A 16,272-nucleotide genomic window follows, 5' to 3' on the forward strand; every position below is an offset into this window, starting at 1 on the left:
TTGTGATGGGTGTGTTCGTCAATAATATTGCAGATCTTGATGGTTTTGCTGTGCCAGCATGCAGTTGACTGTATCTATTTGCCGTAGTGCGCTTAGCCTTAGCATCTCAATAGTGCGACCTCTTTAAGCTGGGAATTCTGCAGGCTTCCCATTCTCTCCACCCAATGGCGAGGGATCAATGGTGAACCCTTAAGGCAGGTGGACTAATAAACCTGAAACACTCCAAAACAATGCGGGATGCAATCACATTTGTAATGTTAACGGGGCTACGAAATTCTTAAAACGGTTGTAGTTATAAAACGGTGACAGTTCCAGTAAGCTTCTCGGCAGGAGGTTTGCCATGATAAGAAATATTGGCAAGCATTCGGGACGGATTCCGAATGTGGCGAAGATTCTTGGTTGGACTTTTTTCGCCTCGGCTGCCTTCGCGCTCGTTGTGGTGTTCCTTGTTATTCAGCTGTATCAGCTTTATTGGCAAGAATCGCGGGTACCTTTTGAGTATCACTATTCTGGCACCAACATGAAACCGAGCTCAACTCGCAAGTTTTTAGACGACAGTTACGAACAGGGTGTCGAAAAGCTTATGATTCCTGCTTCTGATGCGAAACTATTGGGTGCCGACCCTGATAGAACGTATGTGGCGGTACAGGCGAACCGCTCGGAGGGGATGCGCGGTGATGCGTCACCAACACTTGAGGTTTACAATACAAAAACATTTGAGAAAACTTTCGAAGTAGAAGTTTTCAATTGCGCATCTATTACAGATCAAGGTGTTGTTTATTGTTCTTCGGAAGAAGACTCGATTATCCGTGGGTATGATTTGCGGAAGGGGGAGATTGTTGCGTCATTCCCAATTGCTGGATCACGAGCCGCAATATCTTGGCTAGGCAGTATGAATGGGCAAGATGTCTTCCGAGTAGAACGTTATAGCGAGACTCAGCAATCCTTTCATTCGCTCGTTGGTGTGAAAGATCAGCACGTAGAGTGGGCTACTGATTTGCCAGATCAAATGAAATGCACGTTAGTGGCGGATAACACCAATGCGATGTGCCTGGTTGAACTCAAAGCGGAGGAATTAGCAAGTGATCCACAATGGAGTGGTACGAACACCGTATTGGTAAGCGATATACGAATAATTAGCACAAAAGATGGAACAACATCCTTGACGCGGCGCACGGGCGGATCGGTGACACCACTTACAGACGGATGGGTTGAGTACTATTTTCTAACACAAGAAGACTATAAAAATTCTAATCAGTATGCAGTGTATGATTTGTCGGGCGACGTGATTGAAACTCTCGACGAACTCTCCTTCAATCCGATCGAACCAATGCTTGGATCTGAAGGGGGAAATACGATTGGCTCTATTACCTACCCACGTGCGGCTCACACAGCTATTAAGCCACCTATGAGTGTTGTTGTTAACGCTAACGGTGAAGTTGTGTATGAGCTGGCTTTTCAAAACAAAGGCGGGCAAAAGTTTGTGCGTCCTGGAGAGCTGGAACCTGTATTTGATACATATAAATTCGGTGCAGTGACCACGGTTTCTAAAACAGGCAAGCTGGTACTGTTCTCAACCACGCACCGGGAAAGCCCAGGATATTTCAAGTTGGAGTTGCTCAACACTGAGTTTGGAACATCTATGGGCACCGGTGATTTGTTTGTGAGTGATTACAACATAGAATCCGGAATCTTTGCAGCCAAAGTGGAAGAAACTGACCAAGGTGGTGTTGAAAGTCTCGTAGTTTTCCTACCCAAAAAGTAGAACTTCCACAATTTAAGTCAACGTACACAACTTCAGAACAAGTGAGTGGGGTACCTCAGGTTACAAAACCGTTGTTCTAAGTAAGAGGTAGTAGATGGTGTCTTCCGTTACAACTGATCACTGGGTATCGTCAGCCATGTCCTAATTGATAAACAAAGTAAAGTTTCCGAAATGGGTTTTATCACTTCCTATCTTGAAAACAGCAGCTTGTTATTTACTTCTTTCGACTGACGCTGGATCAGCTATGGTCTGGACGGCATCCCGAAGATCTCCCTATAATTTCCAACTGGAGATGACTGTTAATATGTGAGATAATGCTTTTTGAGTTATCTTGCACTATCTAAAATCATCCGAAGTGCAGGTTTCAAGTGGCCTTGCCCCGTTCGTCTAGAGGCCTAGGACGCTGGCCTTTCACGCCGGTAACACGGGTTCGAATCCCGTACGGGGTACTCTGATAATTAGAAACCCACTCCTAGCGATAAGGAGTGGGTTTCTCTGTATATCAATTCCTATAAAATCGGTCTTTGAACTGCGGATTTTTAGCTGGGCCAACATTCGTGTAAGTTAACTACAGCAACCGCAGGCCCCGTTCGTCTAGCGGCCTAGGACGCCGGCCTCTCACGCCGGTAACACGGGTTCAAATCCCGTACGGGGTACAAGTTATCGCCGCGCAATCGATAGTGCGGAGGTTACAACGAAAAGGTATCTGGTGTTATCCCGGGTACCTTTTTTGTTTCGATCTGGCCCACAAAGTTAAATGAAAATTATTGTGAGAGCGGGTAATGCCATAATCGCATTGACTAAAAAGTGGGAAATAATCATCGGCATAAGGCGTTGTTGTTTTTTCACGATAATGCCGGCTCCGAATCCCCAAAGGAAAAACGCGATTGCATAGATTCCCGCAGCAAGCATGGTTGGCGCAAAAAGTAGATGATTGATTGCGAATAGTGCTGCTTGTATCGTAAGGACGATGAACGTTGGTTGTGCGGTATTTTCTAGGATTAACCCGCGGTAAATGACCTCTTCAGCTGGTGCATTAAATAGGGGGAATACTAGGGCAGCCGTAAAAGCCAAGATGATCATGACTGGTTTTGGCAGAATAGTAGGATGGCTCGGCACGAATGCGGTTTCCAAATACGGAAATCCCGTTGGCCCATAAAGGGCGAGCGGAATAAGCATAATACACAGAAAGAACGGGATATATAGTACAAAAAACCAAAGGACTGCCCATGCACAATCTTTGCTAATACGGTTTCGCTGAAACCCTATAAAGTGTGCCCAACTTTTCCCTGTAGTTCGTACGTACCTTCGCACAAGCAGTAGGCAAATAATATTTACAACACTAAAGTATGCGCAGGCAAGTAAAGAATCTGGCGGGAATGATGTTGGTGTTTTTGAAGCATAGAGTACGGCTACTGTACACCCTAAACCGCAGAGAAGAAGCCCAAGTCGAATATATGCTATGCGCAGTAGCGTTCCCATAGAGATATGGTAGAACTTCGTTTGATGCTGGGCTAGAGCTGTGCGCTGAGCTTTTCGGCGGCGTCGATAAGCGCGGTTGCCCAACGTTGGCCGGGGTGTTGCCCGAATCGCTCGGCGGGACCGGATATTGAAAGAGCGGCGATAATTTGTCCGCTACGGTCGAATACTGGTGTGGATACGCTGGCGAGTCCAACCTCTCGTTCGCTAATTGATTCAGCGTAGCTTAATACCCGAACTTGTTCGAGGTCATAGTTGGTAAACGCGGCATTTGGCATAATTGCATCGCGTAATTGTGGAGGTGCGTATGCCATAAAAACACGGGCAGCCGAGCCGGCTGTAAGAGTGATGCGAGAACCGACTGGAACCGTGTTTTGCAATCCGGAAGGAGGCTCTAAGCTCGCAATGCAGGTACGTGTGGTTCCGGTCAGTCGATATAATTGGACCGATTCACCTGTAAGTTCCATAATGTTCGCCATGAGTGGGGTGGCGGCGTCGACAAGTTTGTCTGAAGTGCCAGCCCCGAGCGCGGTAAGTGCACTGCCAATATTCCATCGGCCGTCAGAAGTTCGGGTAAGGAGCCGATGGGTTTCCAGTGCGGTTGCAAGGCGGTGTGTTGTGGCTCGTGGTAGGCCTGTCGCTTCGCATAATTCGGAGAGGGAACGTGGTTGTTCGGCGATTGCAGTAAGGATGTGTACTGCGCGATCAAGTACTTTAATGCCGCTGCTTGGTTCCGAGGCATGAATCTGTCCCATGAGTTGATATTAACATCTCAAAGTGTGGGAAATCCAGTGTGTGGGGGATTTGTCGGGTAGTGCCTCCGTGTCTGTGCGGTGGTTGCGTTTCCTTTTCTTCGCATCACTCGCTATACTATCCCATAAAATGAAACATTGATCCCAAATAGTGAGAATTTCACACGGGGTCCGGACATAATAACGAGGTGACATCCATGACCAGCCCCATGGACAAAACCGCTGCACCATTGACAATGGCGGAAAAAGTATGGAACAACCATATTGTGGTTCAAGGAGAGAACGGGGAACCGGACCTCATTTATATTGACCTTCATCTCCTGCATGAAGTGACTTCTCCACAAGCATTTGATGGTTTGCGCATGGCTGGACGTAAACTTCGCAGGCCAGATTTAACCATTGCTACTGAAGACCATAATGTACCAACCGAAGGCATAGCTTCCGGCGCTATTACGGAAATCAAAGACCTTATTTCACGCACCCAAGTTGAAACATTACGCAAAAATTGCGCAGAGTTCGGCGTGCGAATTCACCCAATGGGCGATGCGGAGCAAGGCATTGTCCACGTAGTTGGGCCGCAATTAGGTCTGACCCAGCCGGGACTCACAGTTGTTTGCGGTGACTCCCATACGGCTACACATGGGGCATTTGGGGCGATTGCGTTTGGCATTGGTACTTCGGAAGTCGAACATGTTATGGCTACACAAACGCTGCCGCTAAAACCCTTTAAAACGATGGCGATTAATGTTTCTGGTGAGCTTGCTGATGGTGTAACCGCTAAAGACCTTATTCTGGCAATCATTGCGAAAATCGGCACCGGCGGTGGTCAGGGGCACATTATTGAATATCGCGGTGAGGCAATTGAAAAACTTTCAATGGAAGCCCGCATGACTATTTGCAATATGTCTATTGAGGCAGGCGCTCGCGCAGGCATGATTGCGCCAGACGAAATTACCTTTGAATATCTTAAGGGTCGTGATCACGCGCCACAAGGCGAGGATTGGGACGCTGCAGTTGCATATTGGAAGAGTTTACGTACTGATGATGGAGCTGTATTTGATACCGTTGTGGAAATCGACGGCGCGGCACTCACACCATTTGTGACCTGGGGTACAAATCCTGGACAAGGTTTGCCACTTGCCGCCAGCGTGCCGCATCCTGAAGACTTTGCTGGCGATGCGGATCGCGCAGCGGCCGAAAAGGCACTTGCGTATATGGACCTCACACCAGGAACTCCGTTGCGTGAAATCGCCATTGATACAGTTTTTGTGGGTTCCTGTACAAATGGCCGTATTGAAGACATGCGTGCGGTTGCAGCTGTACTAGAGGGGCGGAAAATCGCCGATACTGTACGCATGTTGGTTGTTCCGGGTTCCGCACGTGTGCGCGAACAAGCCGAGGCAGAAGGGCTCCACACCATTTTTGAATCCGCTGGGGCAGAATGGCGTCGCCCCGGATGCTCAATGTGTTTGGGCATGAACCCTGACCAGCTTTCCCCCGGCGAGCGAAGCGCCTCAACATCGAATCGTAATTTCGAAGGTCGGCAGGGCAAAGGCGGCCGGACACACCTTGTTTCACCACAGGTTGCCGCTGCCACAGCCATCGCCGGTCACCTAGCCTCACCAGCAGACTTAACGCCAATCGCATAATACTAGGAGTTTCTTATGGAAAAGTTTACAAACCATACCGGCATTGGCGTTCCACTCAAACGATCAAACGTGGATACGGATCAGATCATTCCCGCTGTGTATCTGAAGCGGGTAACCCGAACAGGATTCGAAGATGGTCTGTTTTCCGGTTGGCGAAACGACCCTGAGTTCGTATTAAACCAAGATGCGTTCCGTAATGGTTCGGTATTGGTGGCGGGCCCGGATTTTGGTACCGGTTCCTCCCGCGAGCATGCCGTATGGGCGCTTATGGATTATGGTTTTAAGGCTGTATTTTCTCCGCGTTTTGCCGATATTTTTCGCGGTAATGCGGGCAAAGCCGGGCTGCTTGCCGCGCAAGTCGAAGAAGCTGATGTAGAGCTGCTTTGGAAACTTATGGAAGCCGAACCGGGTCTTGAACTTGAGGTCGATTTAGAGAATCGAATCCTCCGCGCCGGCGATCATACATTCGCTTTTGATGTAGATGATTACACTCGCTGGCGGCTTATGGAAGGCCTCGACGATATTAGCCTGACTCTCCGCAATGAGGAAGCGATTGCAGGCTTTGAAGCACGGCGTGCAAGCTTTATGCCAAAGACCAAATAATAAAACTCATTATCGACGCCCACGGAACTGCTGTTATGTGCGAAACATAATGCTTGCCGGGGCGTCGATAATTTATTTGATCGAAAGCTATGTCCAATCAAAAGTTAACAAAGCAATCCGCGTGACGGGGTCAAAGAATAACAAAATAAAATCAGCTGAACGGTCGCCATAAGCAAACCCACTAACGCCTCCGATATATATAAATCGACGGCCGTCCTCGGTAAGCGGGTAGACAAAGCAGTTTTCGTCAGAAGTTTCGAATTCTAGGGGGAATCCGTCATCGCTTGCCCAGTTTCCAAACTCCGCATCGGTTTCAAGGTCAGTAAAGAACTCTTCTGGATCAGCAAGCAATTCTTCCTTAGTCAGATATTTATTATCTACAGCGAGTAGCCGTCCATGCTGCGCAAATGCTGCTTTGTGCCGAGCAAAACTATCCTGCCGATATTCGTAATGGCGTTTGAGTTCAGGATCTTGAGCGATATTTGGATCATCGCTTGCCGCTAAGAAATACTTCCAATCAGCAAGAAATTCATAACGATTGTGATCATCTAGGCGAAAACCAATCCAGTTTGGGCGGCAATAATAATTGTGGTATTCCTCGGTTCCGTCTCCAACATATCCCTCACATGGTTCGACAGGTGATACAACGTGTACCCAACCTTGTAAATCTGTATCAATAAACGAAAGGTCTACAGAAACCAAAGGTTGAAGGTATGTGCTTGCGAGTTCTACATTGCCAGCAAATACATCTTTTGGATCAGGAAACGGTTTCAAGAAAGATTGGGGCAGGGTGAGGTCAGGAGAAATCCTAGACATATGTGAGCTCCTTGAAGGATCGACGAAACCGGATGCAGGCAGCAGCGTAACCAAAGGCAATAACAAAGCGCTATCACCTTAGAAAAGACGTTTGATTAGCGGGTTGGTTTTGGCTTTCGCACTGGCTTTGGGCTCTCCAGATAATCTGCACCGTGTAATGCGCCTTGATGGAAACCCAGTACCCAGGTGCTTGCTCTTTTTGCTGGAACTTTTTCCAGGGGCAGGGTACCTTGCGTGGACATCCAAGCAATAGAATCTTGAATGGTACGTTTATCGGATACCACAATGGTTACACCAGGTTGTTCAATGATCTCGGTGATTTTCTGTTGAGCGGTTTTCATAGACCTTATCCAGCCGGACTCGCCAAAGTATTCGTCAACTTCACAAGAGATGCCCAAATATTCAGCAATAGGGGTGGCAGTATCAATACTGCATTGATCTGTTGCCGCAATAATCCGGTTTGGGCGGTAAGTAGCGAGCAGTGGCATAAGCAATTCAACCTGCTCGGCGGTTTTGGCGGCGCGCACAACTAAGAGGCGAGACTGTGTGGGGTAAGCAAAACGCTTTGCTGCTTTTTCTACAACGCTGCGGTCGTCAGTATAGCTGAGCTGCTCCAGTGCTTGTTTAATTGGCAGCCAGCGGATCTCATCGACTTCATTGTTTGTAGAGAATTCCCCATCAAGGACTTGTGCAGTCCAATAAAACACCACTTTGGTGTGGTTTCCAACTGGGTAGCTTATGTTTCCTAAAAGCTTCCCTAGTTGCACAGAAAATCCAGTTTCTTCTTCGATTTCCCGAGCTGCGGTGACGGGGAGTGCCTCGCCGGGGTCGACCTTACCTTTGGGTAGGGACCAGTCGTTGTAATGTGGGCGATGGATAGTTGCGATTTCAGGATTTGGCAGCGTTCCGCGCCAGAGCACCGCCCCAGCGGCAAGGATAGGGCGTTCGAATGCTTTGCCGGGGTTTCGGTAGAGAATTTGGTGGCGGCCAAGAATGGCTTGATTCGAATCTCGGCTGGTGTCGAACTGTTGCATATTCCTCATTCTGGCATGTTCCGATACTGTTAGGGGTTGGAAAGGAGTTCACATGGTAAATGTCAGCGTTATGGGGGCAGGTTCTTGGGGAACTACATTGGCAAAAGTGTTCGCGGATGCGGGAAACCCCGTTCGATTATGGGCGCGACGAGAAGAAGCGGCGCGATCCATGCAGATTACTAGAGAAAACGCTGATTACTTACCTGGGCTTACGCTGCCGCCAAATATTACCGTCACCTCAGATGCTGAAAAAGCACTTGGAGATGCAGAAATTATTGTTCTAGCAGTGCCATCCCAAACGCTTCGTGCAAATTTGGCCATGTGGAATATTCCGGAATCCGCGACGCTTTTAAGCCTTGCTAAAGGTATAGAAAAAGGTACGCATATGCGGATGAGCGAAGTAATTGCAGAGGTGACTGGAGCCAATCAAAACCGTATTGCAGTACTTTCTGGCCCAAATCTTGCTCGTGAAATAGCGTTGGAGCAACCTGCAGCAACAGTAATTGCTTGTAGCGATGAACACCGCGCAGAGGATATTCAACAAGCCGTCGCTGCGCCATATTTTCGCCCGTACACAAATTCGGATGTCATTGGCTGTGAAATTGGTGGCGCTTGTAAAAATGTGATTGCCCTAGCTTGCGGAATTGCAACCGGAAAAGGGCTTGGGGAAAACACTCTTGCAAGCATTATTACTCGCGGGTTAGCCGAGATTAGTCGCTTGGGTGTAGCCCTGGGGGCAGACGAACGCACGTTTGCTGGTTTGGCTGGCTTGGGGGATTTGGTGGCAACGTGTTCTTCGCCGTTATCGCGGAATAGAAGTTTTGGGGAACGGTTGGGTCGGGGTGATTCTTTAGAACAAGCAAAGCATGCTACGCATGGCCAGGTAGCAGAGGGGGTAATTTCGTCCCAGTCGGTATTTGATTTAGCGCGGGAATATGGCGTGGAAATGCCAATAACCTATGCGGTCTATGGGGTGTGCCATCAAGGGCTAGATGTTGATGAGATGATTGCCGCTTTGATGGGACGTTCTAAGAAAGCCGAGTAGAATTCTGTGCTTGTGACTACCGACCGTATTCGTGTTGCCGTTATTTACGGTGGCCGCAGCTCTGAACATACTGTTTCCTGCGTTTCTGCTGGCGCTGTTATGGGCCACATTGATCCGCAAAAATATGAAGTAATCCCCGTTGGCATTACCCTTGATGGGGTGTGGACAGTTGGAGAATCGAATGTAGAGAAGCTCCAAATTGCTAACCGAGTTATGCCAAAAGTCGAGTTGAAGGAGGAATTGCATCTTTCTGTAACTCCAGAACGTCAAGGTGAATTACGCTATGTAAAAGACGGAAGCCTATATGCAAAAGTTGATGTAGTTTTTCCTGTATTGCATGGGCGATTTGGGGAAGACGGCACGATTCAAGGCATGTTTGAACTTTCCGGTGTGCCATATGTAGGCGCAGGGGTGTTGGCTTCCGCATGTGGAGTGGATAAAGAATTCGCTAAAAAACTCATGGCCGCTGAAGGTCTACCAGTAGGTAGGGAAGTGGTATTGCGGGGGCGGACTGACCTTACTGATAGCGAAAAAGCCATGCTGGGTTTGCCAGTATTTGTAAAACCAGCGCGTGGTGGATCATCTATCGGAATTTCGCGGGTGACCTCGTGGGATGATCTACCAGCTGCTATTTCGCTGGCGACAAAACACGATGAAAAAGTAATTATTGAAGCTGAAATCGTCGGTGTTGAAGTCGAATGCGGTGTGCTGCAATATCCCGATGGTCGGGTTGTGGCTTCAGTGCCAGCGCAATTAGTGGGAACAGATTCTGGGGATGAAGGTTTTTATGGCTTTGACACAAAGTACCTGGATGATGTGGTTAGTGCGCAGATTCCAGCGCCATTAGACCAAGCAACAACAGAATTGATTCAATCATTGGCTATTGAAACATTCCATGCTTTGTCTTGTGATGGCTTAGCTCGGGTTGATTTCTTTGTGACCAGTGATGGGCCCGTGCTTAATGAAATTAATACGCTGCCCGGCTTTACTCCGATCTCTATGTATCCGAAGGTGTTTGCGGCAAGTGGAGTTCCTTATGAGGAACTCCTAAGCATTCTTATTGAGCGCGCGCTTGCTCGTTAATATTTCGTTCAATTGCAGTGCCGAGGTCAACGAGTACCGTATTTCCTGCGGTCTTGGGCATTGATACGGCAATGTTTGTGGTACGTCCGAGTGCGTACCATGTGCTTGCTGTGGTGCCATGTGCAAGTGTGGTGTCTTCAAACCAAGGAATATTATTTACTTGTTGGAGTTGAACACCTGGTTGATATCCGGGCGGGTCTTGTACTCCGCATCGCAGCACTACGGGCTCTAAGCCATCAGCCGTCCAAGCGGCCATATATTCTTCTAGAGGAACATTCGCACGAGTATATTCGCCGAGTGTTTTTGGTAAGGCATTCATAAATTGACTGCAGGACTCGCCGTCTTGTCGTTCCAGTTCAACCAGCGGTGCAGGATTTGGATCTACTTTTGTGCGGCTTAGTGCAGCCATGGCAGATTCTAGGTCTTGAACTGGGTTTTCAGCCCCTTTAAGGGATTGCTTATCAGCAGTGACTGCCACAATCGGAAAACGATCGACGGCATACCATGTTTCTAAGGTAGATCCTGGAGTTGCATCAGCAATACGTAGCCATGAGGTACCGGCGGCTTCGGTGGTCGTAGAAAGCACCGTGTATTGAAGTGGCAGCCCAATCCCGCAGCGCAGTGTTACTCGTTCCTGGGAATTCGATGACCATGCTGCGGCTCCTTCTGGGGCTGGGTCGGCAAGTTCGGCCCTCGGGTGACCAAGCAACGTTGCAGGTAAGGCGTCTAGCAGTGGGGCGCATTGATCGGCGTCGGGGGCGTCAATAGTGCTCATATGTACTGGTTGTTGCGCGGCGCGCTGATACACCATTTTGGCGCCGAATAGCACCCCCAAGACGAGCAATACTGCAAGAATAAGGGCAATAATTATTGGTCCACGATGGTAGGGTTGTTCGGCGCTCATGTATCACTAGTTTACGTGGAGAATCATGTCCAAGTTGACCCTCGGCGAAATCGGCGAACGTGCCGCGATTGCTTCCATTATTGCAGCCGCCCCATCCAGCATTAATGGTGACGACGCCGCCGTGCTCGCGGCGCCCGCACCTAATAGCCGCACTGTGGCCACTACCGATGTACTTGTCGAGGGACGGCACTTTCGATTGGATTGGTCATCGCCAGAAAATATTGGCGAAAAAGCAATCGTACAGAACTTTGCCGATATTGAAGCAATGGGCGCACGGCCAATTGCAGCACTTTTGGGTCTTGCCGCGCCAGCAGATACCTCAGTAGAAATCGCCGCTGGAATCGCACACGGAATTCAAAAACGGGCGAGTCTTTATAACGCTGAGTTGATTGGTGGTGATCTTACGGAAAGTGACTGCCTGGTGGTTAGCGTAACAGCGCTTGGAATACTTGGGGGGTCTCAACCTCCATTAACACTTGATGCTGCACGCCCTGGTCAGCATTTGGTAGCCGCTGGACGTATCGGGTATTCCGCTGCTGGTCTGGCGCTTTTGCAGGCATGTGGTACTGATTACCCCCAGGGGTTAGCGGAACTTGTACAAGCGCATAGGGTTCCAGAATTAAACCCAGGTAGGGGCGTGATAGCGCGTGCTGCTGGGGCCACAAGTATGACCGATAATTCAGATGGTCTTATTGTTGATCTCTCGCATTTAGCTGCCAATTCGCGGGTAATGATCAATCTTTTTTCGAAGGAGATTGCGCCGGATACTCTCTTGATGGAAGCGGGCAAGTTTTTGGGTGAGGATCCTTGGAAATGGGTGTTGTGTGGGGGTGAAGACCATACCTTGCTCGCTACCACAGCAAAAGAAGCACCTTCTGGTTTTCGTACAATCGGCTCCGTATACCGTGGACGTGGTGTTACCGTTGACGGCGCAGCACCAAAATATCAATCAGGTTGGGTGAGTTTTTAGTGGATCAAAAGTGGGAAGAAGTTTTATTTCCGGTTCGCGCAAATATTGACACATTGGTAGCTAAGGAACCGAACTGTCTTCCAGCGCAGGAAAACATTCTTCGGGTGTTTGATGAACCATTTGATGACATCAAGGTTCTTATTGTTGGGCAAGATCCTTACCCAACACCTGGGCATGCGATGGGGTTGGCGTTTTCTACCGCACCGGGAGTCCGCCCATTACCAAAAAGCCTTTTGAATATTTTTGAAGAGTATTCCAATGATCTGCAACTACCAAAGCCAGAAGATGGTGATTTATCTGCTTGGGCGCGACAAGGTGTTGCATTATTTAACCGAGTACTTACCGTAAGTCCTGGGAAAGCTGGCTCCCATCGAAATATTGGTTGGGAAGCGGTTACGGAATTTGCAATTCGTAAACTTGCTGAACGTGATGCACCGCTGGTAGCAATTTTGTGGGGTAAGGATGCACAAGCAACCCAGAAATTCCTTGGGGAAACCCCGTGTATTTGCTCACCGCACCCTTCGCCGTTATCTGCATATCGCGGGTTCTTTGGATCACGTCCGTTTAGTCGTGCGAATGAGCTACTTCAAGGGCTTGGGGCCACACCAGTGAACTGGCAACTGTAACATCGTTTTGTATGGCACACTTAACCAGTCTTGATGGGAATGCGCTGCTGCGCTGGGCAGAGCGCGCTACTCGGGAACTGGGTTTTCGCCGGGCTGAAATTAATGCTCTCAATGTGTTCCCAGTCCCGGATTCGGATACTGGTTCTAATATGGCGCATACGATGGAAGCCGCCATAGCTCAAGCACATGGAATGACTGGCTCGGCGCGGGAAGTCGCGCATGCACTTGCTGCTGGTGCGGTTCGGGGGGCGCGGGGAAATTCCGGGGTGGTGTTAAGCCAAGTATTGCGAGGAATCGCACAAACAGCTGGCGATGAAATTACCGGGGTAGAAGTTCAAAACGCCCTGCGGACTGCAGTTGATCTTGTGGATCGAGCGATTAGTGCTCCAGTGGAAGGCACTGTGATTACTGTATTACGTGCAGCGGCACAGGCTGCCTCTGCCGCTGATCTTTGGGAAGTTTCCCAACAGGCGGTGGTTGCAGCACGGCGTGCTTTAGAGGAAACTCCAAGTCAGCTGGAGGTATTACGGGAAGCTGGCGTTGTTGATGCTGGGGGACAAGGGTTAGTTGTTTTGTTGGAAGCATTGCTTTCGGAAGTTGAGCAAAGCCCGGGAATTGCTCCAACGATTGAGCCTGAGGCGTCGAAAAGCGCCTATTTGGAAGTAATGTTCCATTTCACGTGCTCCACCCCGGCACAATTCGAACTTGCCATAGATAATGTCCGCGAATTTGGCGATAGCCTTATGGTGGCCAGGGAGCATGAAACTGCAGCAACAGTACATATACATACTCGTCAAGCTGGCAAGTTAATCGAGTATATTTTCGCAGTTGGCGCAGTGCGATCATTGCACCTTGAGGTACTACCAGAAGCCCGAAATTTGGAATCTGAACGGATCGTTATTGCGGTTGTCCCTGAGGGACCTCTCACAGAGTTGTATGAACAAGCTGGTGCAAAGGTGATTCATCCCCATAAGGGGCTGCTCTATGACCTTATTGGGGTGGCTCACACGGCCGATGAGCTTATCCTTTTGCCTAATGGATTAATGTCGCGGAAAGCACTGGTTGCTGCAGAACGTGCTGCGCACGCCGCCCAGCGCACATTAATGATTGTCCCCAGTCCAGGATTAGTTCAGGGTATAGCTGCGATTGCAGTACATGATCCGGACCAAGCTATTGCCGTGGATGCGTATGCAATGTCAGAAGCGGCAAGTGAAGTGCGTACTGCAGCACTCGACAGTGCGGATGAACTTGTACCAGCTCTTCAAGAGATGTTAAGTGCTGGTGGGGAACTGGTGACAATTTTATCATCACTGCCTGTGCAGCTAGAAGCACTCGCACACCAGTATCCAACCGTAGACTGTGTGGTCTATCCAGCCAGCGGAATGGGACATGCAATAGAAATTGGGGTGGAATAAGTGCTTGGGTGGACAGGTACACATCCATTACAAGCGGTGTTACCTGGGGGAATAGCGCAGCGAATTAGGGATGAATTGGGGATTACAACCTGTGAAGAATTATTGCAGTACTATCCTCGCACCTGGTCAAAAAACATTTCTATTATGGGGTTTCAAGGCGTTCGCGAGGGCGATCATATCTCCATTATTGGAGATGTTATTGAAAAAAAGCATATTCCATTGGAGGGGAAACGCTCACTTACAGAAATTAAAGTAGCTGATGGTCCCATTACTATTACCGCGACGTTTTTTAATACTGGTATTCCAAGTACGCAAATGCAAAAAGGTAACCGGGTATTTATGTCCGGAAAACTCGGTTACTACAAAAATATGCCGCGGCTTGGCCAACCAGCATACTTCACTTTACGAGCCAGCGGTAAGCGTATTACCGGTTTTGGCGGTATGAGTGAGTTTAATGCGTATTCAAATCCAGAAGAAATAGTGAATACTTTGTGTTCGCTTCATTGGATCCCAATCTATCCGGCGAAACGAACAATTACATCGTGGCAGATTTTCGCAGCAATGCATATTGTGCTTCAAACAACACCAATACCTGAACCTCTTGACTATATTCCGCCAGGACTTATGGGGATGGCAGAAGCCACTCTTGGCATACATGAACCAGATTCACGCGGTCCAAATATCTTTGCACAGCGTTTGAAATATAATGAGGCCCTAACTCTGGCCATTGTTATGGCTCTCCGGCGTGCGGATACGCAACAGCGCAAGGCACAACCATGCCCACCAATATGGGGTTTTCAACGAGAACTTTTTGAAGTGTTGCCCTATGACCTTACCGAAGGCCAGCACAAAGTAGTCGCCGAAATTTCTGAAGATCTTAGTTCCACCACACCAATGAATCGCCTTTTGCAGGGCGAGGTTGGGTCCGGGAAAACAGTAGTTTCGCTTGCGGCAATGCTGCAGGTAGTTGATGCTGGACGGCAATGTGTGCTTCTTGCTCCCACGGAAGTGTTAGCCACCCAACATGCCCGCACATTAAATAATTTATTACTTGATATTCCGGTGAATATTATTACGCTGACCGGGGCAATGCCGGTACCTGCAAAACGGCAAGCATTGCTGGATATTGTTTCCGGGGATGCCAATATTATTGTGGGAACCCACGCGCTTATTCAGGAAGGGGTGGAGTTTTTTGATTTAGGATTAGTGGTTATTGATGAGCAGCACCGATTTGGCGTGGAACAACGCGATACGCTGCGAAATCGGGGAAAAGACGGCACCACGCCACATGTGCTTGTTATGACCGCTACCCCTATTCCGCGAACCGTGGCAATGACTGTTTTTGGTGACTTAAGTGTTTCTACATTGCGGGAATTGCCAGGCGGAAGAAGGAAAATAAAAACCTTCGTTGTGCCGGAGGAAAAGAAAGTTTGGGTGCAGCGAATGTGGAATCGTATCCGCGAGGAGCTTAGTCTGGGGCATCAGGGGTATATTGTGTGTCCGAGAATAGAGGGGGAAGGTGGTGTTTTAGAAACCTATCAGCATCTCAGCGATAATGTTCTTACCGCACATACATTAGCGATTCTTCACGGTCGAATGGCGCCGGAAGCTAAAGAAAGGGTAATGCGTGATTTTGCCCGCGGATATATTGATGTGCTTGTTGCCACAACAGTAATTGAAGTGGGTGTTGATGTATCCAATGCGACCGTAATGTTAGTGCGCGAAGCGGAGCATTTTGGGGTTTCACAGCTCCATCAATTACGCGGACGTATTGGGCGGGGAAGTATTAAATCAACGTGTTTTTTCCATACCAAACAAAAACTTACATCACCGTCGTTTCAGCGACTTCAGGCGATTGCTCAGGTAGATGATGGTTTTCGGGTTGCTGAAATTGATCTACAGTATCGGCATGAGGGAGATGTTCTAGGTACTGCGCAATCGGGGGTACAGCGCAGAGTGAAACTGCTAAGCCTTGTAGAAGATTATGAAATCATACGGCTAGCATCGGCGGATGCGCATCAATTAGTATCACGGAATCGCGCACTTGCCGAGAAACTTATTAGTGACCTGGATATAGATGAACAAGTATTCCTGGAAAAGTCTTAGCGGTCCAAGTGTAGGTCTTTGGTGC

14 protein-coding genes and 2 tRNA genes are annotated in these 16,272 nt (G+C 48.8%); 11 read left to right on the forward strand and 5 right to left on the reverse strand.

The features are described 5' to 3' along the window. The first annotated feature begins 340 nt into the window (after window positions 1–340). The 3 genes from CFREI_RS05670 to CFREI_RS05680 all read left to right on the forward strand — a co-directional run bounded on the left by CFREI_RS05670 (window position 341) and on the right by CFREI_RS05680 (window position 2,421). On the forward strand, window positions 341–1,765 hold the full coding sequence (locus CFREI_RS05670; RefSeq protein ID WP_027013462.1) for a hypothetical protein: 1,425 nt from the start codon (window positions 341–343) through the stop codon (window positions 1,763–1,765). Window positions 1,766–2,141: 376 nt separating this feature from the next. Continuing rightward, window positions 2,142–2,214, forward strand: a tRNA-Glu gene (locus CFREI_RS05675). Between the two features lie 134 nt (window positions 2,215–2,348). Continuing rightward, window positions 2,349–2,421: transfer RNA gene (locus tag CFREI_RS05680), tRNA-Glu, on the forward strand. Window positions 2,422–2,518: 97 nt separating this feature from the next. Here the strand turns inward: CFREI_RS05680 and CFREI_RS05685 are convergent. Together CFREI_RS05685 and CFREI_RS05690 are read right to left on the reverse strand one after the other, a co-directional pair. Next, on the reverse strand, window positions 2,519–3,247 hold the full coding sequence (locus CFREI_RS05685; protein ID WP_027013463.1) for a CPBP family intramembrane glutamic endopeptidase: 729 nt from the start codon (window positions 3,245–3,247) through the stop codon (window positions 2,519–2,521). Between the two features lie 32 nt (window positions 3,248–3,279). Next, window positions 3,280–3,999, reverse strand: a complete 720-nt coding sequence (locus tag CFREI_RS05690; protein ID WP_027013464.1) for an IclR family transcriptional regulator — start codon at window positions 3,997–3,999, stop codon at window positions 3,280–3,282. 194 nt (window positions 4,000–4,193) lie between these two features. Between CFREI_RS05690 and leuC the strand changes: the two genes are divergently transcribed. Further along, window positions 4,194–5,645, forward strand: a complete 1,452-nt coding sequence (gene leuC, locus CFREI_RS05695; protein WP_027013465.1) for a 3-isopropylmalate dehydratase large subunit — start codon at window positions 4,194–4,196, stop codon at window positions 5,643–5,645. A 15-nt stretch (window positions 5,646–5,660) separates the two neighbouring features. Further along, complete coding sequence (leuD, locus tag CFREI_RS05700) at window positions 5,661–6,248, forward strand: 3-isopropylmalate dehydratase small subunit (protein WP_027013466.1); 588 nt, start codon at window positions 5,661–5,663, stop codon at window positions 6,246–6,248. Window positions 6,249–6,335: 87 nt separating this feature from the next. Here leuD and CFREI_RS05705 read toward each other — a convergent pair whose 3' ends face one another. Further along, on the reverse strand, window positions 6,336–7,064 hold the full coding sequence (locus tag CFREI_RS05705) for a hypothetical protein (RefSeq protein WP_027013467.1): 729 nt from the start codon (window positions 7,062–7,064) through the stop codon (window positions 6,336–6,338). Window positions 7,065–7,159: 95 nt separating this feature from the next. Beyond that, entirely contained in the window at window positions 7,160–8,098 is a 939-nt protein-coding gene (locus tag CFREI_RS05710) for an NUDIX hydrolase (RefSeq protein ID WP_027013468.1), read from the reverse strand. Between the two features lie 52 nt (window positions 8,099–8,150). On the opposite strand from CFREI_RS05710, the gene CFREI_RS05715 reads away from it, so the two are divergent. Then, window positions 8,151–9,143, forward strand: coding sequence for an NAD(P)H-dependent glycerol-3-phosphate dehydrogenase (locus CFREI_RS05715; protein ID WP_027013469.1), 993 nt, complete (start codon window positions 8,151–8,153; stop codon window positions 9,141–9,143). Between the two features lie 12 nt (window positions 9,144–9,155). Continuing rightward, window positions 9,156–10,226, forward strand: coding sequence for a D-alanine--D-alanine ligase family protein (locus CFREI_RS05720; protein WP_276201895.1), 1,071 nt, complete (start codon window positions 9,156–9,158; stop codon window positions 10,224–10,226). Here the strand turns inward: CFREI_RS05720 and CFREI_RS05725 are convergent. Continuing rightward, window positions 10,201–11,130 carry a DUF3515 domain-containing protein gene (locus CFREI_RS05725; RefSeq protein WP_027013471.1) on the reverse strand — a complete coding sequence of 310 codons (930 nt, stop codon included), beginning with the start codon at window positions 11,128–11,130 and terminating at the stop codon, window positions 10,201–10,203. The two genes, CFREI_RS05720 and CFREI_RS05725, sit on opposite strands and share 26 nt — an antisense overlap. Before the next feature lie 25 nt (window positions 11,131–11,155). Between CFREI_RS05725 and CFREI_RS05730 the strand changes: the two genes are divergently transcribed. The 4 genes from CFREI_RS05730 to CFREI_RS05745 are packed head-to-tail and all read left to right on the forward strand — an operon-like array spanning window position 11,156 to window position 16,247. Then, window positions 11,156–12,100 (forward strand): thiamine-phosphate kinase, encoded by a 945-nt coding sequence (locus CFREI_RS05730; protein ID WP_035112494.1) that lies wholly within the window; start codon window positions 11,156–11,158, stop codon window positions 12,098–12,100. Next, window positions 12,100–12,726 carry a uracil-DNA glycosylase gene (locus tag CFREI_RS05735; RefSeq protein WP_051256105.1) on the forward strand — a complete coding sequence of 209 codons (627 nt, stop codon included), beginning with the start codon at window positions 12,100–12,102 and terminating at the stop codon, window positions 12,724–12,726. Before CFREI_RS05730 ends, CFREI_RS05735 begins: the two co-directional genes overlap by 1 nt. An 11-nt stretch (window positions 12,727–12,737) precedes the next feature. Beyond that, window positions 12,738–14,141: a DAK2 domain-containing protein gene (locus tag CFREI_RS05740; RefSeq protein ID WP_027013473.1), complete on the forward strand. Its 1,404-nt coding sequence runs from the start codon at window positions 12,738–12,740 to the stop codon at window positions 14,139–14,141. Next, the gene (locus CFREI_RS05745; RefSeq protein ID WP_027013474.1) at window positions 14,142–16,247 is read left to right on the forward strand and encodes an ATP-dependent DNA helicase RecG; all 2,106 of its coding nucleotides are present in this window, start codon (window positions 14,142–14,144) and stop codon (window positions 16,245–16,247) included. Window positions 16,248–16,272: the final 25 nt, after the last annotated feature.

Origin of the sequence: Corynebacterium freiburgense (assembly GCF_030408815.1) — a bacterium.
GTDB lineage: Bacteria > Actinomycetota > Actinomycetes > Mycobacteriales > Mycobacteriaceae > Corynebacterium > Corynebacterium freiburgense.